At 74.0% G+C, this 23,244-nt stretch carries 21 protein-coding genes; 10 read left to right on the forward strand and 11 right to left on the reverse strand.

The features are described from left to right. Nucleotides 1-120 precede the first annotated feature (120 nt). Both ACFRAR_RS03765 and ACFRAR_RS03770 read right to left on the reverse strand, forming a co-directional pair. A complete protein-coding gene (locus ACFRAR_RS03765; RefSeq protein ID WP_380694392.1) occupies nucleotides 121-1,152 on the reverse strand; it encodes a TolB family protein in 1,032 nt (343 codons plus the stop codon). Further along, nucleotides 1,149-2,606 (reverse strand): MFS transporter, encoded by a 1,458-nt coding sequence (locus ACFRAR_RS03770; protein WP_380694394.1) that lies wholly within the window; start codon nucleotides 2,604-2,606, stop codon nucleotides 1,149-1,151. Before ACFRAR_RS03770 ends, ACFRAR_RS03765 begins: the two co-directional genes overlap by 4 nt. A 344-nt stretch (nucleotides 2,607-2,950) precedes the next feature. On the opposite strand from ACFRAR_RS03770, the gene ACFRAR_RS03775 reads away from it, so the two are divergent. Together ACFRAR_RS03775 and cobC are read left to right on the forward strand one after the other, a co-directional pair. Then, entirely contained in the window at nucleotides 2,951-3,409 is a 459-nt protein-coding gene (locus ACFRAR_RS03775; RefSeq protein ID WP_380694396.1) for a cobalamin biosynthesis protein, read from the forward strand. 48 nt (nucleotides 3,410-3,457) lie between these two features. Beyond that, nucleotides 3,458-4,504 carry an Rv2231c family pyridoxal phosphate-dependent protein CobC gene (cobC, locus tag ACFRAR_RS03780; RefSeq protein ID WP_380694398.1) on the forward strand — a complete coding sequence of 349 codons (1,047 nt, stop codon included), beginning with the start codon at nucleotides 3,458-3,460 and terminating at the stop codon, nucleotides 4,502-4,504. Between the two features lie 124 nt (nucleotides 4,505-4,628). Here cobC and ACFRAR_RS03785 read toward each other — a convergent pair whose 3' ends face one another. The 7 genes from ACFRAR_RS03785 to ACFRAR_RS03815 form a co-directional block, all read right to left on the reverse strand. After that, nucleotides 4,629-5,453, reverse strand: coding sequence for an MOSC domain-containing protein (locus ACFRAR_RS03785; protein ID WP_380694400.1), 825 nt, complete (start codon nucleotides 5,451-5,453; stop codon nucleotides 4,629-4,631). Continuing rightward, complete coding sequence (locus ACFRAR_RS03790; RefSeq protein ID WP_380694402.1) at nucleotides 5,450-6,028, reverse strand: hypothetical protein; 579 nt, start codon at nucleotides 6,026-6,028, stop codon at nucleotides 5,450-5,452. The genes ACFRAR_RS03785 and ACFRAR_RS03790 overlap by 4 nt, the downstream gene beginning before the upstream one ends. Nucleotides 6,029-6,117: 89 nt before the next feature. Beyond that, the gene (locus ACFRAR_RS03795) at nucleotides 6,118-7,215 is read right to left on the reverse strand and encodes an LLM class flavin-dependent oxidoreductase (RefSeq protein WP_380694404.1); all 1,098 of its coding nucleotides are present in this window, start codon (nucleotides 7,213-7,215) and stop codon (nucleotides 6,118-6,120) included. A gap of 255 nt (nucleotides 7,216-7,470) precedes the next feature. Next, nucleotides 7,471-8,493 carry a glutamine synthetase gene (gene glnII, locus ACFRAR_RS03800; RefSeq protein ID WP_380694406.1) on the reverse strand — a complete coding sequence of 341 codons (1,023 nt, stop codon included), beginning with the start codon at nucleotides 8,491-8,493 and terminating at the stop codon, nucleotides 7,471-7,473. A 251-nt stretch (nucleotides 8,494-8,744) separates the two neighbouring features. Further along, on the reverse strand, nucleotides 8,745-9,728 hold the full coding sequence (locus ACFRAR_RS03805; RefSeq protein ID WP_380694408.1) for an SCO1860 family LAETG-anchored protein: 984 nt from the start codon (nucleotides 9,726-9,728) through the stop codon (nucleotides 8,745-8,747). 181 nt (nucleotides 9,729-9,909) lie between these two features. After that, nucleotides 9,910-10,587 carry a uracil-DNA glycosylase gene (locus tag ACFRAR_RS03810; protein WP_380694410.1) on the reverse strand — a complete coding sequence of 226 codons (678 nt, stop codon included), beginning with the start codon at nucleotides 10,585-10,587 and terminating at the stop codon, nucleotides 9,910-9,912. Nucleotides 10,588-10,682: 95 nt separating this feature from the next. Further along, on the reverse strand, nucleotides 10,683-11,774 hold the full coding sequence (locus tag ACFRAR_RS03815) for an amidohydrolase family protein (RefSeq protein WP_380694412.1): 1,092 nt from the start codon (nucleotides 11,772-11,774) through the stop codon (nucleotides 10,683-10,685). A 159-nt stretch (nucleotides 11,775-11,933) separates the two neighbouring features. On the opposite strand from ACFRAR_RS03815, the gene ACFRAR_RS03820 reads away from it, so the two are divergent. Next, nucleotides 11,934-13,019 carry a pyridoxal-phosphate-dependent aminotransferase family protein gene (locus ACFRAR_RS03820; protein ID WP_380694414.1) on the forward strand — a complete coding sequence of 362 codons (1,086 nt, stop codon included), beginning with the start codon at nucleotides 11,934-11,936 and terminating at the stop codon, nucleotides 13,017-13,019. 155 nt (nucleotides 13,020-13,174) lie between these two features. Here ACFRAR_RS03820 and ACFRAR_RS03825 read toward each other — a convergent pair whose 3' ends face one another. Further along, nucleotides 13,175-14,812, reverse strand: a complete 1,638-nt coding sequence (locus ACFRAR_RS03825) for an APC family permease (protein WP_380694416.1) — start codon at nucleotides 14,810-14,812, stop codon at nucleotides 13,175-13,177. A 256-nt stretch (nucleotides 14,813-15,068) separates the two neighbouring features. Here ACFRAR_RS03825 and ACFRAR_RS03830 point away from each other — a divergent pair, with 256 nt between their 5' ends. Further along, nucleotides 15,069-16,667: a TauD/TfdA family dioxygenase gene (locus ACFRAR_RS03830; protein ID WP_380694418.1), complete on the forward strand. Its 1,599-nt coding sequence runs from the start codon at nucleotides 15,069-15,071 to the stop codon at nucleotides 16,665-16,667. 46 nt (nucleotides 16,668-16,713) lie between these two features. Here the strand turns inward: ACFRAR_RS03830 and ACFRAR_RS03835 are convergent, their stop codons facing one another. Continuing rightward, entirely contained in the window at nucleotides 16,714-17,514 is an 801-nt protein-coding gene (locus ACFRAR_RS03835; protein ID WP_380694420.1) for a GntR family transcriptional regulator, read from the reverse strand. Nucleotides 17,515-17,852: 338 nt separating this feature from the next. Between ACFRAR_RS03835 and ACFRAR_RS03840 the strand changes: the two genes are divergently transcribed. The 6 genes from ACFRAR_RS03840 to ACFRAR_RS03865 are packed head-to-tail and all read left to right on the forward strand — an operon-like array spanning nucleotide 17,853 to nucleotide 23,089. Beyond that, nucleotides 17,853-19,022 (forward strand): ABC transporter substrate-binding protein, encoded by a 1,170-nt coding sequence (locus ACFRAR_RS03840; RefSeq protein ID WP_380694422.1) that lies wholly within the window; start codon nucleotides 17,853-17,855, stop codon nucleotides 19,020-19,022. A 42-nt stretch (nucleotides 19,023-19,064) separates the two neighbouring features. Beyond that, nucleotides 19,065-20,042: an ABC transporter permease gene (locus ACFRAR_RS03845; RefSeq protein ID WP_380694424.1), complete on the forward strand. Its 978-nt coding sequence runs from the start codon at nucleotides 19,065-19,067 to the stop codon at nucleotides 20,040-20,042. Beyond that, on the forward strand, nucleotides 20,030-20,875 hold the full coding sequence (locus ACFRAR_RS03850) for an ABC transporter permease (RefSeq protein WP_380694426.1): 846 nt from the start codon (nucleotides 20,030-20,032) through the stop codon (nucleotides 20,873-20,875). The genes ACFRAR_RS03845 and ACFRAR_RS03850 overlap by 13 nt, the downstream gene beginning before the upstream one ends. 22 nt (nucleotides 20,876-20,897) lie before the next feature. Further along, nucleotides 20,898-21,983, forward strand: a complete 1,086-nt coding sequence (locus ACFRAR_RS03855) for an ABC transporter ATP-binding protein (RefSeq protein WP_380694428.1) — start codon at nucleotides 20,898-20,900, stop codon at nucleotides 21,981-21,983. 49 nt (nucleotides 21,984-22,032) lie between these two features. Continuing rightward, nucleotides 22,033-22,764, forward strand: coding sequence for an HAD family hydrolase (locus ACFRAR_RS03860; RefSeq protein ID WP_380694430.1), 732 nt, complete (start codon nucleotides 22,033-22,035; stop codon nucleotides 22,762-22,764). Nucleotide 22,765: 1 nt separating this feature from the next. Then, a complete protein-coding gene (locus ACFRAR_RS03865; RefSeq protein ID WP_380694432.1) occupies nucleotides 22,766-23,089 on the forward strand; it encodes a DMT family transporter in 324 nt (107 codons plus the stop codon). The last annotated feature ends 155 nt before the right edge of the window (nucleotides 23,090-23,244 follow it).

A 23,244-nucleotide genomic window follows, 5' to 3' on the forward strand; every position in this document is an offset into this window, starting at 1 on the left:
GGTCGTCTGTTCCCCGTTCGATCAGAACGCTCGATCAGGACGTCTGATCAGGGCATTCGTTCAGGACGCCCGATCATGACGCCCTACTCTGCTCGACGTGGGACCGTAGCCGAGAGTTCCTCAGCCGAGGTAGGCGGGGGCCACCGCGGCCTTGGTGACGGACCGCGCGCTGCCCGAACCGTCCGCCGGGACGGTCCACAGATCAGCACCGTAGTCGCCCGGCAGGGCGTAGACCAGGGTGCCGTCGCCGGACCAGAGCGCCTGGTCGTCGATGTTGCGCTGCTCGGCGGTGGCGGTCTCGGCCATGGTGGCGAGGTCGAGCACGTACAGCCGCCACGGGGCGTCGGCGGGCAGGCCGGGGACCCGCTTCTTGTACGCGACGCGGGTGCCGTCCGGGGAGAGCGAGGGGCACTCGACGTTGTCGTGCAGGGCGGTGAGGGTGCGGGCGGCGAGGTCGCCGCGGACCAGGTGGGTCCGCCCGGCGCTGGCGAGGGTGGCGTAGAAGGTGGTGTCGTCGGCGAAGGTGACGCCCCAGATGTTGATGTCGTGCGCCTGGTACGGGCGGCCGTCCAGGACGACCGCGAAGTCCTCCAGGTTCTCCCGCAGGTTCCAGTCCCGGACGTCCACGATCGAGGTGCGGGTGGAGAAGTCGCTGCCCGCGTACGAGTCACCGCTGACGAAGACCGTCCAGGCGGCGAGGTGCCCGGACGGCGAGACCCGGGAACGGGTGGGGATGCCGGCGGCCGGGAACGAGCGCAGTTCGCGCAGGTGCTCGTCCAGCACCACGGCGCGGTAGGTGTCCTCCAGCGCGCCGCGCTGGGCCTGGAGGCAGATCCCGGTGCCGGCGGCGGCGTGGAAGCGCAGGCACTGGACGCCGGAGGCGGTGCGCGGGCCGTCGGGGCGGTCGGCGGGGACGGTGGTGATCTCGTCCCGGTGCGGGCCCCAGGCCATGTTGCGGAACAACAGCTGTCGTGCGCCGCTCTGCACCTGTAGTGACACCGGACCGGACGCGACGGACGGCCCCCCTGGCTGGACCCGGTCCCGGCGGGCGGTGCGGTCGGCGGCGTGCAGGACGGCTCCGGTGCCGACCGCGCCGAGCAGCACGACGGCAGCCAGCAGGATGAGCATCCTGGTCCGGCTCCGCAGGTTCATCGGGTCTCCTCCGGGGTCTTCTCGGCGGGGCCGGCGGGCGCGGCGGGCGCGGCAGGGGCGACGGGCGCCACCGGCGGGACGGGGACGACGGGCGCGGCAGAGGCAGAGACAGAGGCCGAGGCCGCGGACGGGCGCAGCACCGCCGCCGCGCCGAGCACGCACAGCGCCAGCGCCGCCGCCGACCAGCCCAGCGCCGCCGGGCCGCCGACCACGCCCCACAGCGCGCCGAACAGCAGCGAGCAGGCGAACCGGGCCAGCGCCTGCCCGGTGCCCACCAGGGCGAGCCCGGCGCCGCGCTGCTCGGCGGGTACGGCGTCGGCGGCCGCGGCGGCGAGCACGCCGTCGGTGGCCGCGTAGAAGGTGCCGTGCAGCACCAGCACGCAGAGCACCGCCGGCACCCCGCGCAACGGCGAGAGCAGCAGCCCGTACGCGAGCAGCAGCACCCCGTGCCCGGCGAGGAAGAGGCGGTGGCGGCCGATTCGGTCGGCGAGCGCGCCGAGCGGCACGGCGAGCAGCAGGAAGGCGGCGGCGGTGCCCAGCGGCAGCAGCGGGAACAGGCCGACGGGCAGGTCCAGTCGGCGCTGGACGAGCAGGTAGAGGAAGGAGTCGCTGACGGTGGTGAGGCCGAGCAGGACGGCGCAGAGCGTCAGCCGGCGCAGCCCTGGCAGCCTCAGCAGGGTGAGGCTGTGGCGCAGCGAGGGCTGCCCGGCCGCCGGGGCGTCGCCCTGCCGGCGGTTCGGCACGAACAGCAGCAGGATCAGCACGCCGAGCGCCGCGACGCACGAGCTGACCGTGAAGACCGCGTCGTAGCCGTGCCGCTCGCCGCCGTCCGCGAGCAGCGGGCCGCCGGCCAGCCGCAGCACCAGGAACGCGGTGAGCGGGCCGAGCAGGGCGCCGGCCGTGTCCATCGCCCGGTGCACGCCGAACGCCCGGCCGCGGTGGGCGGGTTCGGTGGCGAGCGAGATCATCGCGTCCCGGGGCGCGGTGCGCAGGCCCTTGCCGGTGCGGTCGACGGCGATCACGGCGCCGATCAGCGGCACGGTGTGGACGAGCAGCAGGAGCGGCCGGCAGAGCGCCGACAGCCCGTACCCGACGGCCGCGACGGCCTTGTGGCGGGCGGCGCCGTCGCGGCCCCGGCGGTCGGAGAGGTGGCCGCCGACCAGCCGGACCAGGGCGCTGAAGCCGTTCTGGATGCCGTCGAGCAGGCCGAAGCCGAGCGGTGAGAGGCCGAGCCCGGTGAGCAGGTAGAGGGGCAGGACGGCGGTGACCATCTCGGAGGAGATGTCGGTGACCAGGCTGACGGCGCCGAGGGCGATGACCGCTCCGGGCACGGCGCCGCGCCGCGCGCCACCGGTCGTGGGCGCGGCGGGGGCCTGCGGGCCGGCGGCTAGGGCCTCCGGGCCGGCGGCGGGGTCGGCCGGGGCCTTCGAGCTGCGGGAGTCCGCGACGTACACGGCCGTCAGTTCCCCGTGCCGAGGATGCCGGCGGCGGGAGTGACCGGAGCGGGAGCGGCCGGAGCGGCGGGGGCAGGAGCGGCGGCGCCGCTGCCGGGGGTGCGCGGTCGTACGAAGGCCATCAGGTCCTCCGGATGTCGGGGCTTCCGGGCGGGAGCGCCGAGAACAGTAGGAGCGCCGCGGTGTCGTGTACCGCACAACACAGGTGAAGAACAGGCGAACAGCTGCCGCGCGACCGGGACCGACGGCGCCGGGAGCCGCGTCGGACGTCACACCCACCGCGATTGACCCGTCGCGCCCGGGCGTGGTGGGATCGCCGGGGTTCGGGACGAAAGGGTGCGTACGTGAGCGGACTGGTCGCCGTCGCCCCGCGCGACCTGGTGGTCGGGATCGGCGCGAGCGGCCGCGCCGAACGGACCGAGGTGCTGCGGCTGCTGTCCGACACCCTCCGGGAGGCCGGCCTGGACCGCTCCGCGGTGGCCCGGCTGGCCACCGTGGCGGGCAAGGCGGACCACCCGGCGGTGCGCTGGGCGGCCGCCCACCTCCCCGGGGTGCCGGTGGACGAGCACCCGGCCGCGACCCTGGCGGGCGTGCCGGTGCCGAACCCCTCCGCCCTGGTCGGCACGGCCGTCGGCACCGCGAGCGTGGCCGAGGCGGCGGCGCTGGCGAGCGCGCCGGGCGGCCGGCTCGTGGTCACCAAGCGGAGGTCGGCGGCGGCGACGGTCGCGATCGCCCGGGTGGCGGCGCCCGGCCCGGACGAGTCGCGCCGCGTGCACCACCGGCCCGACCGCCCCCGGCCTTGACCGACCCGGCCCGGCCCGGCCCGACCGAACCCCGCAAGGAGATCCCACGTGACCGCCCCCGAACCCGACCTGCGCCACCACGGCGACGCCGAGGTGCGCGCCGACGGGCTCGGCCTGGTCGACCTCGCCGTCAACGTCCGCACCGGCACTCCCCCGGCCTGGCTGCGCGACCACCTCGCGGCCACCCTCGGCGAGCTCGCCGCCTACCCCGACCAGAGCGCCGCGCGCGCCGCGGTGGCCGCCCGGCACGCCCGCCCGGTCGGGGAAGTGCTGCTCACCTCGGGCGCGGCGGAGGCCTTCGTCCTGCTGGCCCGTGTACTGACGCCACGTCACATCGTCGTCGTGCACCCGCAGTTCACCGAACCGGAGGCAGCACTACGGGACGCCGGACACCGGGTGCACCGGGTGCTGCTCTCTCCCGAGGACGGCTTCCGGCTGGGCACCGTCCCCGAGGAGGCGGATCTGGTCGTCCTCGGCAATCCGACCAACCCGACCTCCGTCCTCCACCCCGCCGAGGCCGTCGCCGCACTGGCCCGGCCGGGGCGCACCCTGGTGGTGGACGAGGCGTTCATGGACACCGTGCCGGGTGAGCGGGAGTCCCTGGCCTCCGCCCGGGACCTGCCGGGCCGGGTCGTGGTACTGCGCAGCCTCACCAAGACCTGGGGCCTGGCCGGGCTGCGGATCGGCTACGTGCTCGGGCCCGCGCCGCTGATCGCCGAACTCGGCGCGGCCCAGCCGCTCTGGCCGGTGTCCACCCCGGCGCTGGCCGCCGCCGAGGTGTGCAGCGGCCCGGCGGCACTCGCCGAGGCGGAGCGGGCGGCGGCCGAACTCGCCCTCTGGCGCGAGCACTTGGTGAAGGGACTGGCCGCCTTCCGGTCGGTGCGACTGTACGGCGAACCGGAGGCCTCCTTCGTGCTGGTGCGGCTGCCGGACGCGGTGGCCGTCCGGCAGCGGCTGCGCGCGCTCGGCTTCGCCGTCCGGCGCGGGGACACCTTCCCGGGTCTGGGCGAGGAGTGGCTGCGGATCGCCGTCCGGGACGAGGCGACCACCGACCGCTTCCTCGACGCCCTGGAGACCGCGCTCGGTCCGGTCTAGCGCCGGGCCCCCGGCCCGGGTGACGCCGAGCCCCGGCCGGTGACGCCGAGCCCCGGCCCGACGCGAGCCCGGGCGGCACCGAGGCCCGGTTGACGCCGGGCCGAGCCCCGGCTCGGGGCCGCGTTCAGTCCAGCGCGAGCCGGTCCCCGACCCGGATCGCGCCCGCCACCAGCACCTGGGCGTACACCCCGGCGCAGGGCAGTGCCGGCATGCCCGCCAGCGGCACCACCCGGTTCCGCTCGGCCGGGATCCGCAGTGCCTCGGCACGGCGGGGCAGCGGCCCGTGCCGCAGGGTGGGGACCGCGCAGCGCGGGGTGGGCGCGAGGATCCGCAGGCGCAGCGTCGGCCCGATCGCCAACTCCCGTCCCACCCAGGCATTCTCGACGAATCCCTCGCCCCGGGTGCGGATCACCAGGTTGGGCCGGTAGCGCTCGGCCTCGCTGCCGGTGGCGCGCAGCGTCGAGGTGGTGATCAGGTGCAGCGGAGCGAAGTCGAAGAAGCCGCCGTCCGGTGCGGCGCGTCCCAACTCGCTGACCGTGAAGCCGGTTTCGGCCGTGATGCCGCGGGCCAGCACCTCCTCCGGCACGGCCCGCTCGACGGTCGCGCCGGGCGGGCGTTCGGTGATCAGCGTGACCGCGCGGCCGAGCGCCTCGGACAGTTCCCGTTCGTCCGTGCCGCTGCCGTCCGGGCCGGTGATCGCCGTGCCGCCGTCCGTCGTGGTGGTGGCCGTGTACCCGAGCAGGGCGGCCCAGAGCCGGGGGTGCTTGGCGCTGGCCACCCGGCCGGTGGCGAGGTCGAGCAACGCCTGTGCGCGGTCTCCGGCCAGCCCTCGGCCGGTCACCTCGGTCCGGTCCAGCTCCTCGCCGAGCAGTCCTTTCACCGGGTAGCGCCACAGCCGCTCGACCGTGCCGGCCACCGGCCCCTCCCCCGCCGCGGTCCCGCCGTTCACTCGTCCTCCGCCCATTCCCGCAGCGCCTCGAAGTGCAGGTCCCGCAGTCCGGTCCGGGGGTCGACCCAGAGCGCCAGGGCCGGTCCCGGGTGGTTCGCCCCGATCCATTCGAGGTCCTGCGGGCCGAGTTCGTCGTCCACCCAGACGAACGGGCGCCCGGCCGCCCAGGCGACCACGTCCCTGGTCTTCCAGTGCAGCCCGTCCGGGTTCTCGCCGAACAGGTCGGACCAGCGGATGTAGGGGAGTTCGGGCAGGCCGATGTGCGGGCCGATGTGGGTGTTCGCCTCGCCCATCCACCCGGTGGCCCACACCAGTTCGTACGGAAGCGCCAGCAACTCCTCGCCGTGCGAGGGGTTGAGCCAGACCCGCAGCGGCTTGACCCGGGCGGCGGGGGGTTTGGCATGTCTGGCGCGCATCGTCTGCCGCGCCTGGACGGCGGCCAGGTGCTCCTGCTTCGCCACCCACCAGGCGGGGCGCAACCGGTGGGTGTCGTAGCCCTCGGGCCTCCGCTTCGGCGCGGCGTAGGGATTGAGCGGTCCGTCCACGTCGAGCAGGAGCAGGGGCTGCTGGGTCATGCCATGAATTCTCGGCCGGGCGCGGAGGGTTGGCCAGCGATTTGCGGGTCACGATCGGGTTCCCGCGGCGGGGCTCACGCCCCGGCCCGTCACGGCCGCCGCCACAGGTGGCGGGCGGCCAGCAGCGGGAGCACGCCCTCGCCGAACCAGTACGCCTCCTCCAGGTGCGGCATCCCGCTCAGCACGAACTCGTCGATGCCCAGCCCGTGGCACTCGCAGATCAGGTCGGCGACCTCCCGGTGGCTGCCCACCAGTGCCGTCCCGGCGCCGCCGCGCACCAGCCCGATGCCGGCCCACAGGCCCGGGTACACCTCCAGCCGTTCGGCCGAGCCGCCGTGCAGCGCGAGCATCCGGCGCTGCCCCTCGGACTCGCTCTCGGCCAGCGCCCGTTGGGTCTCCCGCACCCGGCGCGGGTCCATCGCGGCGAGCAGCCGCTCGGTCTCCGCCCAGGCCTGCGCGGAGGTGTCCCGGGTGATCACGTGCAGCCGGATGCCGAAGCGGACGGTCCGGCCCCGCGCGGCGGCCAGTTCGCGGATCCAGCGGATCTTCTCCCGGACCTGGGCGGGCGGTTCGCCCCAGGTCAGGTAGACGTCCGCGTGCCGGGCCGCGATGTCGCCGGCGGCCGGGGAGGAGCCGCCGAAGTAGACCGGCGGGACCGGCTCCGGCAGCCGGTTCAGCCGTGCGCCCTCCACCCGCAGGTGGGGCCCGTGGTGGTCGACCGTCTCCCCGGCCCAGAGCCGCCGGGTGATGTCCAGGAACTCGCCGGTGCGCGCGTACCGGGCGTCCTTGTCCAGGAAGTCCCCGTAGGCGCGCTGCTCGGCGGACTCCCCGCCGGTCACCACGTTGAGCAGCAGCCGTCCGCCGGAGTGCCGTTGGTAGGTCGCGGCCATCTGCGCGGCCAGGGTCGGGCTGAGCTGCCCGGGCCGGAAGGCCACCAGGTACTTCAGCCGCTCGGTCAGCCCGCTGAGCACGGCGGTGGTCAGCCAGGCGTCCTCGCACCAGGCCCCGGTCGGGGTCAGCACGCCCTCGAAGCCCAACTGCTCGGCGCCGCGGGCGACCTGGCCGAGGTAGCCGATGCTCGGCGGCCGGTCCGAGCCGGCCGCGCCGGGCGTGGAGCCGTGGCCGCCGCCGACGATCAGCCGGCTGTCGCCGTTGGTGGGGAGGAACCAGTGGAAGGTGAGAGCCATGGCCGGACACGCTCCTGGGGCCGGTACTGCCTGCGGTCGGTGGACGGAACCCGCCGACGGCGACAGCCGGCCGCCCACACCCTGCCCAGGTCCACGTGCAGGCGGCGCACGAGGAGGGGGTGGCCCGAAGCGGTCATGGGCCGATTCTCCGTGACTCCCCGCCGGTGGACAAGACCCGCCCGGACGGCCCGTAGGCCCTCCCCCGGTCGCGGGGGAGGGCCTACGGGTGTCGTGCGGGTGCCCGGGGGCCGCGGATCAGACCTGGCCGGCCTTCTCCAGGGCCGCGCAGCAGGTGTCGATCAGCAGGCGGGTGACGACGTAGGGGTCGACGTTGGCGTTCGGGCGACGGTCCTCGATGTAGCCCTTCTTGTCCACCTCGACCTGCCACGGGATGCGCACGGAGGCGCCGCGGTCGGAGACGCCGTAGCTGTAGACGTTCCACGGGGCGGTCTCGTGCTTGCCGGTGAGGCGGGACTGGATGTCGTGGCCGTACTGGTTGACGTGCTCCAGCACCTTCTCCTGGGAGGCGCCGAGCGCCTCGCAGGCGGTGATGATGGCGTCGTAGCCCTCGCGCATCGCCTTGGTGGAGAAGTTGGTGTGGGCGCCGGCGCCGTTCCAGTCGCCGCGGACCGGCTTGGCGTCGAGGGTGGCGTCGATGCCGAACTCCTCGGCGGTGCGGTACAGCAGGTAGCGGGCGATCCACATGTCGTCCGAGACGGTCAGCGCGTCGACCGGGCCGATCTGGAACTCCCACTGGCCGGGCATGACCTCGGCGTTGATGCCGCAGATCGCCAGGCCGGCGCCGATGCAGCGGTCGAGGTGCAGCTCGACGATCTCGCGGCCGAAGACCTCCTCGGCGCCGACGCCGCAGTAGTAGCCGCCCTGCGGGGCCGGGTAGCCGCCCTCCGGGAAGCCGAGCGGGCGGGAGCCCTTGAAGAAGGTGTACTCCTGCTCGATGCCGAAGATCGACTCCTGCGCGGTGTACTTCTCGGCGACCTCGCGCAGCAGGGCGCGGGTGTTGGACACGTGCGGGGTGCCGTCCGTCTCCAGGACCTCGCAGAGCACCAGGATGTGGTCGCCGCCGCGGATCGGGTCCGGCGCGACGCGCACCGGGTTCAGCACGCGGTCCGAGGCGTGGCCCACGGCCTGGCTGGTCGAGGAACCGTCGAAGCCCCAGGTCGGGATCTTGTCGGCGTTGGGCAGGACGCGAGTCTTGGAACGGAGCTTCGCGGTCGGCTTGGTGCCGTCGATCCAGATGTACTCGGCCTTGATTGCCACGGCGTGTCCCTCGCATTGCTGTGTGGTGGGTGCCCGTGAAGAGTGGCAAGCCGCCGTTTCCCGGTTGTTCCTCTCGTGTAACGCGCATGTGAACCAACCGTCCGCATTGGCACCGTCACGGAGCGGGAGTGCCAGGGGTGGCACTCCCGCCCTTTCGGACACCGTCAGTGACGACGGCCGGTTCGGTCAGTGACGGCTCCCGGCCGGGTCGGGACGTCGGGCGGCCCGGTCGGTGACGGCGGCCGGCCGGGTCAGTGGCGGCGGGCGTGCGCGGCGCGGCGGCGCCGGGTGGCCCAGAGCGCGGCCGCGCCGCCCGCGACCAGGGCGCCGGCCCCGGCGGCGAGCGGGCCGGTGGCGCTGCTGCCGCCCGTGGCCGCGAGCTTCTCCGGCTTCTCCACCGCGGCCTGCGGGACGGCGGTGCGCGAGGCGGTGGCGTCGGCGACCGGCTGGACGGAGGGCGCACCGGTGGACGCGGCGGCCGGGCCGGACGCGGCGCCCGACGCGGCCGGGCCGGACGGGGTGACGGCCGGCCCACCGGGCTTCTCGCAGCTCACCGAGGCGACGGTGACCTTCCCGGTGACCTTGGCGACGTTCAGGTTCAGCGGGTTCACCTCCACCCGCACCTCCAGGGCAGAGGCGGCGGCGGTGGTCGTGGTGACGGTCTTCTTGGAGAACTCCACCGAGACGCTGCCGATCAGCGGCACGTCCACCTTGGTCGGACCGTACAGGCCGACGGTGACCGGCTTGCCGAGCACGCTGAGCCTGACCGGCGCGACCACGTCCGCGCTCGGCTGCCCGTCCACCGGGCAGGTCGCCTCGGCGCTCATCGCCTCCAGCCCGAGCAGCGCGGTGGCGGGCAGGCCGGGGGCGTGCACGTCCGCGTTGACCAGCTTGACGGAGGCGGTGGCGCCCTTGGCGTCGACGCGGGTCACGGACTTGCCGACGTCCGCCTTGACCAGTTCGACCGGGCCGGTCTGGTCGACGCCGGCGACCGTGGCGGTCAGCACGGAGCCGTCGCGCTGCGCCGGCGACTCCACCTTGTTCAGCGCGATGTTCACCGGGACGTCCACCGCCTTGTTCAACAGGCTGACGTCCAGGTCGAGTTCGGCGGTGACGGCGCGCGCCTTGCCGGGCGCCGGGGCGGGTTCGGCCGCCTGGACGGGCGCGGCGGTGAGCAGCGTGCTCGCCACCACGGCGGTGGCAGCGGCTAGGGAAACGATTCGTCGGGAAGACATGGCGGTACCCCCACACAGATGAAACGATGAGCCGCCAGTCTTCTCGAACAATCCGTCACATGAGCAACACGGAACGTCATTTCACTCGTTGGGGTGAGATTGGCGTTCCACACTGACTCGACTCTGCTACGGCGGGGGTGCCGCGAGGGGGTGCACGGCCGCCGCACGCCGGACAGGAGCGCTACGGCAGCCGCCAGTCCACCGGCTGCGCCCCCTGCCGCACCAGCAGCTCGTTGGCCCGGCTGAACGGCCGCGAGCCGAAGAAGCCGCTGTTCGCCGAGTACGGGCTCGGGTGCGCCGACTCGATCGCCGGGACGTCCCCCAGCAGCGGCCGCAGGTTGCGGGCGTCGCGCCCCCACAGGATCGCCACCAGCGGTCCGCCGCGCGCCACCAGCGCCCGGATCGCCTGCTCGGTGACCTCCTCCCAGCCCTTGCCCCGGTGCGCGGCCGGCTTGCGGGGCGCGGTGGTCAGCGCCCGGTTGAGCAGCAGCACGCCCTGCCGCGTCCACGGGGTGAGGTCCCCGTTGGACGGCTGCGGCAGGCCGAGGTCGTTGCCGTACTCCTGGTAGATGTTGATCAGGCTGGCCGGGATCGGGCGGACGTCCGGCGCCACCGAGAAGCTCAGTCCGACCGCGTGGCCGGGCGTCGGGTACGGGTCCTGCCCGACGATCAGCACCCGGACGTCGGCGAGGGGCTGCTGGAAGGCGCGCAGCACGTTCGGCCCGGAGGGCAGGTAGGTACGCCCGGCGGCCAGTTCGGTGCGCAGGAAGTCGCCCATCGCGGCGACCCGTCCGGCGACGGGTTCCAGGGCGGCGGCCCAGCCGGGCTCGACGATCTCATTCAGTGGACGCGGTGCCATGGTCGCCACCCTATCGGCCTACACCGACAGGGCGTTCAGCAGATGATCATGCGCTCGAAGGGCGCTCGGAGCCGCCGGCCCGGCCACCCGACCGGCTACCCGACCGGGTGCCCCCGGAGCACCACCAGCAGCGGGTCCGCGAGCACCCGGACGTCCGCCCGCGGGTCCTCGGCGTACACCACGAAGTCCGCCGGGGCGCCCTCCTCCAGCCCGGGCCGCCCCAGCCACTCGCGCGCCCCCCAGCTCGCCGCCGACAGCGCCTCGGCCGGGCTCAGGCCCGCCTTGACCAGCTCCGCCACCTCGTCCGCGACCAGCCCGTGCGCCAGCGAGCCGCCCGCGTCCGTACCGACGAACACCGGGATGCCGGCGTCGTGCGCGGCGCCGACGGTGGCGTACCGGCGCTCGTGCAGCCGCCGCAGGTGCGCCGCCCAGGCCGGGAACTTGGCCTCGCCGCCGGCCGCGAGGTCCGGGAAGGTGGCGATGTTGACCAGGGTCGGCACGATCGCCACCCCGCGCTCGGCGAACGCCGGGATCAGCTCCTCGGTCAGCCCGGTGGCGTGCTCGACGCAGTCGATGCCGGCGGCCAGCAGGTCGGGCAGCGACTCGGCCGCGAAGCAGTGCGCGGTGACCCGCGCGCCCTCCTCGTGCGCCGCCGCGATCGCCTCGGCGAGCGCGTCGCCGGGCCAGCAGGCGGCGAGGTCGCCGCGCTCGCGGTCGATCCAGTCTCCGACCAGCTTCACCCAGCCGTCCCCGCGCCGGGCCTCGGCCCGGACGTAGGCCGTCAGGTCGCCGGGCTCGATCTCGTGCGCGTAGTTGCGGATGTAGCGGCGGGTGCGGGCGATGTGCCGCCCGGCGCGGATGATCCGGGGCAGGTCCTCCCGCTCGTCGATCCAGCGGGTGTCGGCGGCCGAGCCGGCGTCGCGGATCAGCAGGGTGCCGGCGTCCCGGTCGGTGAGTGCCTGCTTCTCGCTGGTCTCGGCGTCCACCGCGCCGTGCGCGTCCAGACCGACGTGGCAGTGCGCGTCCACCAGGCCGGGCAGCACCCAGCCGGTCACCGTTCGGACGTCGGCGGCGGTCGGCGGGCGGGTGAAGCTCACCCGGCCGTCCACCACCCAGAGTTCGTCCCGGACGTCCTGCGGGCCGACCAGCACCCGACCCCGCACGTGCAGCACCGCTCCATCGCTCATGGCCGCACTCTACCGACGGGCGGGTTCCGTGTAAGCAGTCATGATGCGGCAGACTCGTTTCCGGCACCCGCCCCCGTGCGCGTCCGCCCCGCGCGTCCACCCCGCGCGTCCCGACCCGTGCACCCCACCCCGTACGTCCCCGTGAAAGGCGACAACGACGTGAGCCCCTTCCTCGACCTGCCCCCGCTCAGCGCCGCCGAGTTCGCGGCGATCGAGGACCAGGTCGCCGCCCTGCTGCACACCGAGTCCGATGTGATCGTCACCCAGGGCGAGGCGCTCCTCCCCCTGGAGGCCGCGATCCGCGGCGCCGCCCACCCCGGGTCCACCGCGCTCAACATCGTCACCGGCCCGTACGGGCAGACCTTCGGCAACTGGCTGCGCTCCTGCGGCACGAAGGTCGTCGACCTGGCCGTGCCCTTCGACAGCGCGGTGAGCGCCGCGCAGGTGGCCGAGGCACTGGCCGCCGAGCCGTCGATCGACTTCGTCTCCCTGGTGCACGCCGAGGCCGCCACCGGCAACACCAACCCGGTCGCCGGGATCGGCGCCGTGGTCCGCGAGCACGGCGCGCTGCTGATGCTCGACGCGGTCGCCTCCGTCGCCGCCGAGCCGCTGCTCACCGACGAGTGGGGCGTCGACCTGTGCGTCATCGGCGGCCAGAAGGCGATGGGCGGCCCGGCCGGGGTCTCCGCCGTCTCGGTCTCCGAGCGCGCCTGGAAGCGGATCGCCGCCAACCCGGCCGCCCCGCGCCGCTCCTACCTGTCGCTGCTCGACTGGAAGGAGCGCTGGACCGACGCCGGCCGCGCCGTACTGCCGCACGCCCCGGCCCAGTTGGAGATGCTCGCGCTCGGCGCCTGCCTGGACCGGATCGCCGCCGACGGCCTGCCCGCCGTGATCGCCCGCCACCGCGCCGCCTCCGCCGCCACCCGGGCCGGCGTGCGCGCGCTCGGCACCCTGGCCCCGTACGTCGTCGAGGACGCCCACGCGGCCCCGGTCGCCACCACCCTGCGCACCCCGGACGGCGTCGACGCGACCGCCCTCGCCGCCCGCCTCGACCCGGCGCTTCCGGTCCAGCCGGGCGGCGGCGCGCTGGCCGCTTCGATGCTGCGGGTCAACCACTACGGACAGGCGGCCGCGCTGGACACCGTCCGCGCCTGCCTGTCGGCCCTCGCCGGCGCGACGGACGCCGACCCGGCGCCCGCCCTGGCCGCCGCCGAGGCCGCCTGGACGGCGACCGTCCGGTCCTGACCGCACGACGGCCGGGCACGGAACGACCGGGCGCGGAGCCACTGACCGTACGAACGGCCGCGGCCCCGGCGGACATCCTCGGGGCCCGCTGCCGTTCCCGCACCGCCCGGTTCCCGCACCGCTCAGTGGCCCGCACCCCTCAGTGCCCGCACCGCTCAGTGCCCGTTGACGTCCACCACCTCGACGCCCCTGATGTTCCGCTCGATCTCCTCCGCCGGCAGCGCGATCGCCAGCGCCCAGTAGTAGACGACCAGCGAGAACGCCACCACGACCACGATGTCCCACCACAGCGGCAGGTTCCCCCGCGCACCCGCCCCGAAGCCGCCCTGCCAGGAGATCAGGCCCATCCCGACCAGGTAGACCGGCAGCCACTGCCCGGCCCGGAAGTCCATCCGGGGCGCGTTCGGCACCCCCTTCGAGCGGGCGTACCAGGAATACCCGCCGAGCAGCAGGTAGCCGATCACGATCGCCAGGCCGAGCCGCCACAGGGTGTCCCAGCCGGACCAGTAGATGACCAGGCTCGCCACCACGAAGGCCAGCGGCGAGACCACCGAGCCGGCGGGCAGGCGGTAGGAGCGCTCCATCGCCGGCAGCCGCTTGCGCAGCACCCCGAAGGCCAGCGGGGCGCCCGCGTACATCAGCACCACCGCCGAGGTGATGAAGCCGACCAGCCGCTGCCAGCTCGGGAAGGGCAGGAAGCAGATCACCCCGGCCGCCCAGGCGATCAGCAGGCCGAGCCAGGGCACCGCGCGCCTGTCCGTGGACTGGAGGGCCTGCGGCGCGTAGCCGTTGCGGCTCAGGCCGTAGGTGACCCGGGAGCTGGAGGTGATGTAGACCAGCCCGGTGCCGGCCGGGGAGATCACCGCGTCGACGAACAGCACGGTGGCCAGCCAGCCCAGGCCGATCAGGGTCGCCAGGCCCGCGAACGGCCCGCTGATCCCCGGGTAGTCGAGGGTGCTCCAGCCCTGGGCGAAGGTCTCCGGCGGCAGCGCGCCGATGAACACCACCTGGAGCATCACGTAGACGATCGTGCCGATCACCACCGAGCCGAGCACGGCGCGCGGGATGTCCCGGCGCGGGTTGCGGCTCTCCCCGGCCCACTGGATGGCCTGTTCGAAGCCGAGCAGCGCGAAGATCACCCCGCTGCTGCTGATCGCCGCCAGCACGCCCTTGGCACCGTCCGGCGCGAAGCCGTGCACGTCGAAGTTGGAGGTGTGGAACTCGGTGATGCCGAGCGCGAAGATGGTCAGGACCGGGATGGCGACCTTCCACACGGTGGCCGCGCTGTTGGTGTGGGCGAGCAGCCGCACGCCGAGGAAGTTGACCGCGACGAACACCCCGAGCAGGACGGCCGCGACGACGAACCCCCAGGTGGTCAGCGTCAGGTTCTTGTGCAGCAGGCCGTCCGCCCAGCTCCAGTGCTGGGCGTAGTTGATCATCGCCTGCACCTCGATCGGCGCGATGGTCGCGGCCTGGAGCCAGGTGAACCAGCCGAAGGACATCCCGGCGAACCCGCCGAAGGCGTAGTGCGGGTAGCGCGCCGTGCCGCCCGCCACCGGGAACAGCCCGCCCAGCTCGGCGTGCACCAGCGCCAGCAGGACGATCGCCACCGCGCCGATGCCCCAGGACAGCAGCGCCGCCGGGCCGGCCGCCACGGCTGCCTTCTGGGCGCCGAACAGCCAGCCGGAGCCGATGATCGCCCCGACCGAGGCCCAGAGCAGTCCGATCACGCCGACCTCGCGCCGCAGCCCGGCGTGGCCGGAGGCGGGCGGACTGGAGGAGGAACGGGCCATGGCCGATCGCCTCTCGAAGCAGGAGGAATTCCCCCGACAGTGCCGCAGCCCGGGCGCGCGCCCTCCCCGAAACGCCCCGCACCCCGCGCCCCTCACCCGAACGGCGCCGGGCGCGGCCTCCGCCACCGTTCCCGAAGCGTTCACCCGCGCGGCACGTGGAACTCACCGGGGGCAGGCAGGCTCCCGGGCAGGACCTGAAGTTGGCTATACAACTTCAGGTGACATGACAGCCGTAGTGCCGCCGAGGAGAAGACCGATGACCGAGCTGCCGCCGTACTGGCTGCGCGACAACTGCCCGTGTGCCGAGTGCCGGGACCCGCGCAACGGACAGAAGCTGTTCCAGATCGCCGACCTGCCCGAGGACCTGGCGATCACCCGCGGCGCCGAGGCCGACGGGCACCTGGAGGTGCTCTGGTCGGACGGCCACCGCTCCCGCTACCCGCTGGAGTGGCTCGACGGGACGGACGGGGGCGACGGGCGCACCGAGCGGGACAAGCGGCTCTGGACGGCGGCGGACTTCGCCGACGGCATCCCGGAGGCCCCGTGGGAGGAGTACCTCGCCGACCCGGCCCGGCAGGCCGCGGTGCTGGCCGCCGTACGGCGCGACGGCTTCGCCGTACTGCGCGGGGTGCCGGCCGAGGAACGGCAGGTGCTGCGGGTGGCGGAGAGCTTCGGCCACGTCCGGGTCACCAACTACGGCGAGCTGTTCGACGTCCGGGTCCAACCCGATCCCAACAACCTCGCGTTCACCAGCGCCGCCATCACCCCGCACACCGACAACCCCTACCGCGACCCGGTGCCGACCCTCCAGCTGCTGCACTGCCTGGAGAACTCCGCGACCGGCGGCGACTCCGCCCTGGTGGACGGGTTCCGGGCGGCGGCGGCCCTCCGGGAGGAGGCGCCGGCCGAGTTCGAGGTCCTCACCCGCACCCCCGTCCCGTTCGTCTTCCGCGACCGCGGCACCGAACTGCGCGCTGACCGCCCGCTGATCGACGTGGACCCGCTCGGCCGGATCCGCGAGGTGCGCTTCAACAACCGCTCGATCGGCACCCTCCGCCGCGACGACCCGAGCGGCCTGGACGCCTTCTACACCGCCTACCGCCGCTTCGCCGCGATCACCCTGCGCCCCGAGTTCCAGCTCGCCTTCCGGCTCGGCCCCGGCGACTGCCTGGTCTTCGACAACACCCGTCTGCTGCACGCCCGGACGGCGTTCCGGCAGGACGGCCACCGGCACCTCCAGGGCTGCTACGCCGATCTCGACGGCCTGCACAGCACCCTCGCCGTGCTGCACCGCCGCGCCGCCGCCCTGGACACGATCGCCGCCCTGTTCGCGGGCGAGGGCGCCGGGGAGTACCTGGGCGAGGAGGTCACCATGGCCGAGCACATGCTCCAGGCCGCCGCTGCCGCCGAGGCCGCCGGGGCGCCGGAGCACCTGGTCGCCGCCGCACTGCTGCACGACCTCGGCCACTTCTTCGACGCGGAAGGCCGCGGGTCCCTGCACGGACGGGATCTGATGGAGGGTCGGGACAACCGGCACAGCCACACCGGGGCCGACCGGCTGGCCCGCTGGTTCGGCCCGGAGGTCACCGAGCCGGTCCGGCTGCACGTGGCCGCCAAGCGCTACCTGTGCGCGGTCGAGCCCGGGTACCGGGAGCGGCTCTCCGCGGCCTCCGAGTACACCCTGAACGTCCAGGGCGGCCCGATGGACGAGCGCCAGGCTGCCGCCTTCGCCGAACTCCCGGGCGCGCGGGACGCGGTGGCGGTGCGGCGCTGGGACGAGCAGGCCAAGGTGGCCGGCGCCCCGACCCCGGGCTTCGACCACTACCGCCCGCTGCTCGCCGCGCTCATGCGGTGACGCGCCGACGTTCGGACGCACCGACGCGCCGACGGCCCCCGCCGGGTCAGTCCAGCTCCCTCGCGTGCCGCGAAAGCGCCGATGTGGCAAGGGAGTTGTGCACGCTGAACGCCACCGTCCCGGGCAGGTAGCGGTCCTGGGACCACTCCACCGGCGTGCCCGTCGGGTCGGTCGTGCGCCGCCGCTCGCGCAGCAGCGGACCGCCCCGGCGGCAGCCGAGCAGCCGGGCGTCCTCGGCGTTGGCCACGACGACGTCGATGGTGTGGTCGGCGTCGGTGAACAGGATGCCGTGCTCGCGGAGCACTTCGGTGTGCGAGACCACGTCCGGCGGCAGTTCGGCGACGATCTCGCCGACCCGCGGCGGGTAGACGGTGCGCTCGACCATCACCGGCGCGCCGGACAGCGTCCGCAGCCGGACGATGACGTACACGTCGGCGCCCGGTTCCAGCCGCAGTTGTTCGCGCTCGGCGGCGTCGGCCGGGCGGCGCACCAGCGAGTCCAGGATGCCGCCGGGCTCCTCGCCCATCGAGTACGCCCAGTGCGTGAAGCTGAGCAGTTCGGAGAAGCTCTGCACCCGGGCGCCGCCCAGCACCACCCGGCGGGTGCCCCGGCGGGAGGTGACCAGCCCGTCGGAGCGCAGCACCGCGAGCGCCTGGCGGACGGTGCCGCGGGAGACGCCGTACTGCTCGGCGAGCGCGCCCTCCGCGGGCAGCCGGCCGGCCTCGCCGTACGCGCCGGTGGTGATCGCCTCGCGCAGGTCGGCGGCCACCTTGCGGTACAGGGCGCCGGACGCACGTTCGGCGGGGCGCCGCTGCTCGGCCACGGGGCGCTCGGGTTCAAGTGCCACGTCAGTCAAGTTCCCTCCTGGGGCGGTGTCCTGCGCAGCCGTACCGGCGCGGACAGCCCGACCTTATCCCGCTGCGCCTTCGAAGCATCGCACCGAACGGATCGCGCTCCGATGGCCGGATTCCACCGTTCCCGCACCTGACCCCGGTTCTGGGCCGTCCGTTCACCTTCCCGTCACCGGGTTCCGGCGTACTTACTGCTGTCAGCGAAGTTGGCTAGTCAACTCGGACGATGTCGAACGGCCGCTCACCCGGTCACCCGCCGCCCTTCGCGAGACGCGAGCCCGCGGAACCCCCCGCGAACGCCCTTGCAGTACGTTCCTCAACAGGAGACCTCCCCGTGACCGTGCACCGCGCCCGCGCCGCCGCCTTCGCGGCCGTCCTGACCGCCGCCGCGCTCTCCCTCACCGCCTGCGGCTCCGCCGGGTCGAGCGCCAAGTCCGGCGACACCGCCAAGGGCGGCGCCAAGGACGCCAAGACGGCCACCTCCGTCGCCGACTTCGGCGGGATGGACGGCCTGGTCGCCGCCGCCAAGAAGGAGGGCAAGCTGCACGTCATCACGCTGCCCCGGGACTGGGCGAACTACGGCAAGATCATCGACGGCTTCAAGGCCAAGTACGGCATCGAGGTCGAGGAGGAGAACCCGGACGGCTCCAGCCAGGACGAGATCAACGCGATCAACTCCCGCAAGGGCCAGGACCGCGCCCCCGACGTCGTCGACCTGGGCAGCGCCTTCGCCCTCCAGGCGGTCAAGGACGGCATCCTCGCCCCCTACAAGGTGAGCACCTTCGACAAGGTGCCGGACACCATGAAGGACGCGAACGGCGCCGCCGTCAACGACTACGGCGGCTACGTCTCGATCGGCTGCGACGCCAAGAAGATCGCCAACTGCCCGCAGACCTTCGCCGACCTGCTCAAGCCGGAGTACAAGGGCCAGGTCGCCCTCAACGGCAACCCGACCAAGTCCGGCTCCGCGTTCGGCGGCGTCTACGCGGCCGCGCTCGCCAACGGCGGCTCGCTGGACAACATCCAGCCCGGCATCGACTTCTTCGGCAAGCTGAAGGCGTCCGGCAACTTCAACCCGGTCGAGTCGACCCCGGCCACCGTCGAGAAGGGCGAGACCCCGATCTCGATCGACTGGTCCTACCTGAACGCCGGCTACACCGACGAGTTCAAGGACAAGGGCGTCGACTGGAAGGTCTCCATCCCGGTCGACGGCTCCTACGCCCAGTTCTACAACCAGGCCGTCAACAAGTGGGCCCCGCACCCGGCGGCCGCCCGCCTGTGGCAGGAGTACCTGTTCAGCACCGAGGGCCAGAACCTCTTCCTCGGCGGCTACGCCACCCCGTCCACCTTCGAGGCCCTGAAGAAGGACGGCTCCCTGGACGCCGCCGCGGCCGCCAAGCTGCCGACCGTCGAGAAGCCGTTCACCACCTTCCCGACCGTGGACCAGATCAACGCGGCCAAGAAGGTCGTCACCGAGAACTGGACCAAGGCCATCTCGGGCTGACGCCCCACCACCCACCGCACTACGGGCTGAGAAAAGGCACTCATGACCACGGCTCCCACCCCGGTGCCGACCACCCCCGCCGCCACCGCCCCCGGTGGCGGCGCGGGGGCGTCCGCCACCGCCACGACCACCTCCCCCACCACCGCCCCCGCCCCGCGACGACGGCCGCTCGCCCGCCTCGGCGGCGCGTCCTGGCTGGCCGCGGTCCCCCTGCTGCTGTTCTTCCTGGTCGGCTTCGGACTGCCCACCGTCGCCATCGTGATCGGCGCGTTCACCACGTCGAGCGATGCCGAGACCGGGGCCGGGCAGTTCACCTTCGACAACATCACGGACTCCCTCCAGGGCGGCTACCGGACGGCCATGCTGAGCAGCCTCAAGCTCTCCGCGCTGACCGCGCTGCTCGCCACCGCGCTGGGCCTGCCGCTGGCCCAGGCGATCGTCACCTCCCGGCACGGCTGGCTGCGCCAGGCGGTGCTCACCGCCTCCGGCGTCCTCGCCAACTTCGGCGGCCTGCCGCTCGCCTTCGCGTTCGTCGCCACCCTCGGCAACGCCGGCGAGATCACCAAGCTGCTGCACCTCACCGACCACGGCTGGTCGCTGTACTCGTTCACCGGCCTGACGGTCGTCTACCTGTACTTCCTCGTGCCGCTGATGGTGCTCACCATCACCCCGGCCCTGGACGGGCTGCGCACCCAGTGGCGCGAGGCGGCCCAGAACAACCGCGCCACCACCCTCCAGTACTGGCTGCACGTCGCCCTGCCGATCCTGCTGCCCTCGCTGCTCGGCGGTTTCGTGCTGCTCTTCGGCAGCGCCTTCGCCGCCTACGCGACGGCCGCCGCCATGGTCGGCGCGACCGTCCCGCTGGTCAGCCGCTCGATCGCGGACGCGCTCTCCGGCAACGTGCTGGTCGGCCAGGGCAACCTCGCCCTCGCCCTCAGCCTCAACATGATCGTCGTGGCCGTCCTGGTGATGGCCGTGTACCTCCCCCTCCAGCGCCGGAGCACCCGATGGCTCAGCTGACCACCCCCGCCCGTCCGGCCCGGCGCAACGTGCGCTGGTGGCGCGGCGCCGTCCTGCTGATCGCCGGCGTGTACTTCGTCGTCCCGCTCGCGGCGTCCTTCTGGTTCTCGATCGACGACCCCCAGGGCATCTCCTTCTCGGCCTACACCGGGCTGCTCTCCGCCCCCGGCTTCCTGGACAGCCTCTGGCTGACCCTCGGCCTCGCCGTCGTCACCGTCGTGGTGCTGCTGCTCCTGCTGGTCCCGGCGCTGATCTCGGTCCGGCTCGGCGCGCCGAAGCTGCGCCCGGTGATCGACGTGCTCTGCACCCTGCCGCTGGTCGTCCCTCCGGTCGCCCTGACCGCCGGTCTGATCGGCGTGCTCCGCTGGGGCCCGGATTACCTGATGGACACCCCGTTCTTCCAGACCTTCGTGTTCATCCAGGACCCGGACTTCCCGCTGGTGCTGGTCATCGCCTACGTGCTGATGGCCCTGCCGCTCGCCTACCGCGCCCTGGACGCCGGCCTGCGGTCGATGGACGTGCGCACCCTGGTCGAGGCCGCCCGCAACTGCGGCGCGAGCTGGCCGCGCGCGGTGATCACCGTCGTCCTGCCGAACCTGCGCGGGGCCCTGCTGAACGCCTCCTTCCTCACCCTGGCCCTGGTGCTCGGCGAGTTCACCACCGCCTCGATCCTCGGCTTCCAGCCCTTCCCGGTCTGGATCTACTCGGTCGGCAACAGCCAGGCCCACATGTCGGTCGCGGTCTCCATCCTGAGCCTGCTGCTCACCTGGCTGCTGCTGCTCCTGCTGGCCACCGCCGGGCGCGAGCGCCACGCCAAGACCGCCACCTCCTGAACCCCACCCGGAGCCACCCATCATGACCACGGCCACCGCCACCGCCACCGGCGCCTCGCTCTCCCCCGGCAGCGCCACCGTCGAATTCCGCTCCCTGCGCCGGGCCTTCGGCGCCACGACCGCCCTCGACGGCCTGGACCTGACCGTCCGGCCGGGCGAACTGCTCGCCCTGCTCGGCCCGTCCGGCTGCGGCAAGACCACCGCGCTGCGCATCCTGGCCGGTTTCGAGCAGCACGACTCCGGCGAGGTGCTGGTCGACGGCCAGGACATCACCGCGATCCCCGCGCACAAGCGCGACGCCGGCATGGTGTTCCAGTCGTACAGCCTCTTCCCGCACCTGACCGCGCTGGACAACGTCGCCTTCGGGCTGCGGATGCGCGGCACCGGAAAGACCGAACGGCGCTCCCGCGCCCAGGAGTTGCTGGAGCTGGTCGGCCTGCCGCACCGCGCCGACCACTACCCGCACCAGATGTCCGGCGGCCAGCAGCAGCGCATCGCGCTCGCCCGCGCGCTCGCCCTCCAGCCGCGCGTGCTGCTGCTGGACGAGCCGCTGTCCGCGCTGGACGCCAAGGTCCGCCTCCAGCTGCGCGAGGAGATCCGCCGCCTCCAGCAGGAGCTGGGCATCACCACCCTGTTCGTCACCCACGACCAGGAGGAGGCGCTGTCGATGGCCGACCGGGTCGCGGTGCTGCGCGCCGGCCGGCTGGAGCAGTGCGCCACCCCGTCGGAGCTGTACGGCCGTCCGGCCACCGCCTTCGTCGCCGAGTTCGTCGGCACCATGAGCCGCATCCCGTGCACCCGGACCTCGGACGGGGTCGAGGTGCTCGGCCGACGGCACGCGGTGGACGGCGAGGTCCCGGCCGACGGCGAGCTCCAGGTGCTGGTCCGCCCCGAGAACGTCATCCTGACCCCGGACGAGAGCGGGCCGGCCCTGGTGGTCACCGCCTCCTTCCTGGGCGCCGTCACCCGCCTCACCGTCCGCCTGGACGACGGCACCGAGGTCAAGGCCGACCTGCCCACCGAGGCCGCCACCGCGCTGCCGGCCGGTGCGCGGGCCGCGCTCACCCTGCCGGACCGTCCGGTACTGGTGGACCGCCGCGCCGCCTGAGAGCCTCGTACCTCCCCGCTCCACCCGAAGAACCACCGAAGGTACCGCCATGCCTGACACCGCCATGTCCGCGTCCACCGCGCCGGACGGCCCCCCCTCCGACCCCTGCCCGGCGCTCCCCGCCGCCGTCCTCTTCGACATGGACGGCACCCTGGTCGACACCGAGCAGCTGTGGTGGCAGGCCGCCGCCGAACTCGCCGAGGAGCTCCGCCACCCGCTCACCGACCGGGACGCCCCCGAGGTGCTCGGCCAGGCCGTCGAGCACACCGCCGCCCACCTGCACCGGGTCAGCGGCACCGACCTCGACGAGGCCGAACTCGCCGACCGGCTGAACGAGTCCTTCGCCGGCAAGGTCGCCGCCGAGACGGTGCCGCGCCCCGGCGCGCTCGCCCTGCTGGCCTCGCTGCGCGACGCCGGGGTGCCCACCGCGCTGGTCTCCGCCTCCCCGCGCCGGGTGGTCGACCTGGTGCTGTCCGTCATCGGCCGGGACTGGTTCGCCGTCACCCTGGCCGCCGAGGACACCGCGCGCACCAAGCCCGCGCCCGACCCGTACCTCGCCGCCGCCGAGCACCTGGGGCTGGACCCGGCCGTCTGCCTCGCCGTCGAGGACACCCCGACCGGGGTCGCCTCCGCCACCGCGGCCGGCTGCGCCGTGCTCGCCGTGCCGTCCACGGCGACGCCGATGCCGCGGGGCGAGCGGATCACCCTGCTCGCCAGCCTGGAACTGGCCGACCCCGCCCTGCTCGGGAAGCTCGCCGGCGCCGGCGCGGTTCGACCCTGACATGCCCTATCTCCTGCTCGCCCTCGCCATCGTCAGCGAGGTCTGCGCCACCAGCTGCCTCAAGCTCACCGAGGGGTTCACCCGGCTCTGGCCGAGCGTCGGCGTCGGCATCGGCTACGCGCTCTCCTTCCTGCTGCTCGGCCGCGCGCTCAAGCACATACCGGTCTCGGTCGCCTACGCGGTCTGGTCCGGGGCCGGCACGGCGGCGGTCGCCGGGATCGGGGCGGTCGCCTTCGGCGAGCCGCTCGGGCGACTCCAGTGGCTGGGGATCGCACTGGTGATCGTCGGGGTGGTCGTGCTCAACCTCAAGGGCGGCCATTCCTGACGGTCGGTCGGTGTTCGTCACGGCCGTGATACGGCTCGTCACCCCGAAGAAGCGCGGATTCCGGCGCCGCTGAGGCCCCCCGTCCGTGTGCGCCTCCGGACCGGGCCGCCGACGTCAAGAAGGCGTCGACGGCCCGTAGAGGTCTCGTGACGAGC

Source organism: Kitasatospora sp. NPDC056651 (assembly GCF_042792155.1).
Lineage (GTDB): Bacteria > Actinomycetota > Actinomycetes > Streptomycetales > Streptomycetaceae > Kitasatospora.

Bases quoted from the DNA above. Each gene is read 5' to 3' on its own strand.
- ACFRAR_RS03855 (WP_380694428.1), top strand. From the start codon at position 20,898: ATGACCACGGCCACCGCCACCGCCACCGGCGCCTCGCTCTCCCCCGGC.
- ACFRAR_RS03865 (WP_380694432.1), top strand. From the start codon at position 22,766: ATGCCCTATCTCCTGCTCGCCCTCGCCATCGTCAGCGAGGTCTGCGCC.
- ACFRAR_RS03765 (WP_380694392.1), bottom strand. From the start codon at position 1,152: ATGAACCTGCGGAGCCGGACCAGGATGCTCATCCTGCTGGCTGCCGTC.
- ACFRAR_RS03815 (WP_380694412.1), bottom strand. From the start codon at position 11,774: ATGAGCGATGGAGCGGTGCTGCACGTGCGGGGTCGGGTGCTGGTCGGC.
- ACFRAR_RS03795 (WP_380694404.1), bottom strand. From the start codon at position 7,215: ATGGCTCTCACCTTCCACTGGTTCCTCCCCACCAACGGCGACAGCCGG.
- ACFRAR_RS03845 (WP_380694424.1), top strand. From the start codon at position 19,065: ATGACCACGGCTCCCACCCCGGTGCCGACCACCCCCGCCGCCACCGCC.
- ACFRAR_RS03805 (WP_380694408.1), bottom strand. From the start codon at position 9,728: ATGTCTTCCCGACGAATCGTTTCCCTAGCCGCTGCCACCGCCGTGGTG.
- ACFRAR_RS03790 (WP_380694402.1), bottom strand. From the start codon at position 6,028: ATGACCCAGCAGCCCCTGCTCCTGCTCGACGTGGACGGACCGCTCAAT.
- ACFRAR_RS03825 (WP_380694416.1), bottom strand. From the start codon at position 14,812: ATGGCCCGTTCCTCCTCCAGTCCGCCCGCCTCCGGCCACGCCGGGCTG.
- ACFRAR_RS03860 (WP_380694430.1), top strand. From the start codon at position 22,033: ATGCCTGACACCGCCATGTCCGCGTCCACCGCGCCGGACGGCCCCCCC.
- ACFRAR_RS03810 (WP_380694410.1), bottom strand. From the start codon at position 10,587: ATGGCACCGCGTCCACTGAATGAGATCGTCGAGCCCGGCTGGGCCGCC.
- ACFRAR_RS03850 (WP_380694426.1), top strand. From the start codon at position 20,030: ATGGCTCAGCTGACCACCCCCGCCCGTCCGGCCCGGCGCAACGTGCGC.
- ACFRAR_RS03830 (WP_380694418.1), top strand. From the start codon at position 15,069: ATGACCGAGCTGCCGCCGTACTGGCTGCGCGACAACTGCCCGTGTGCC.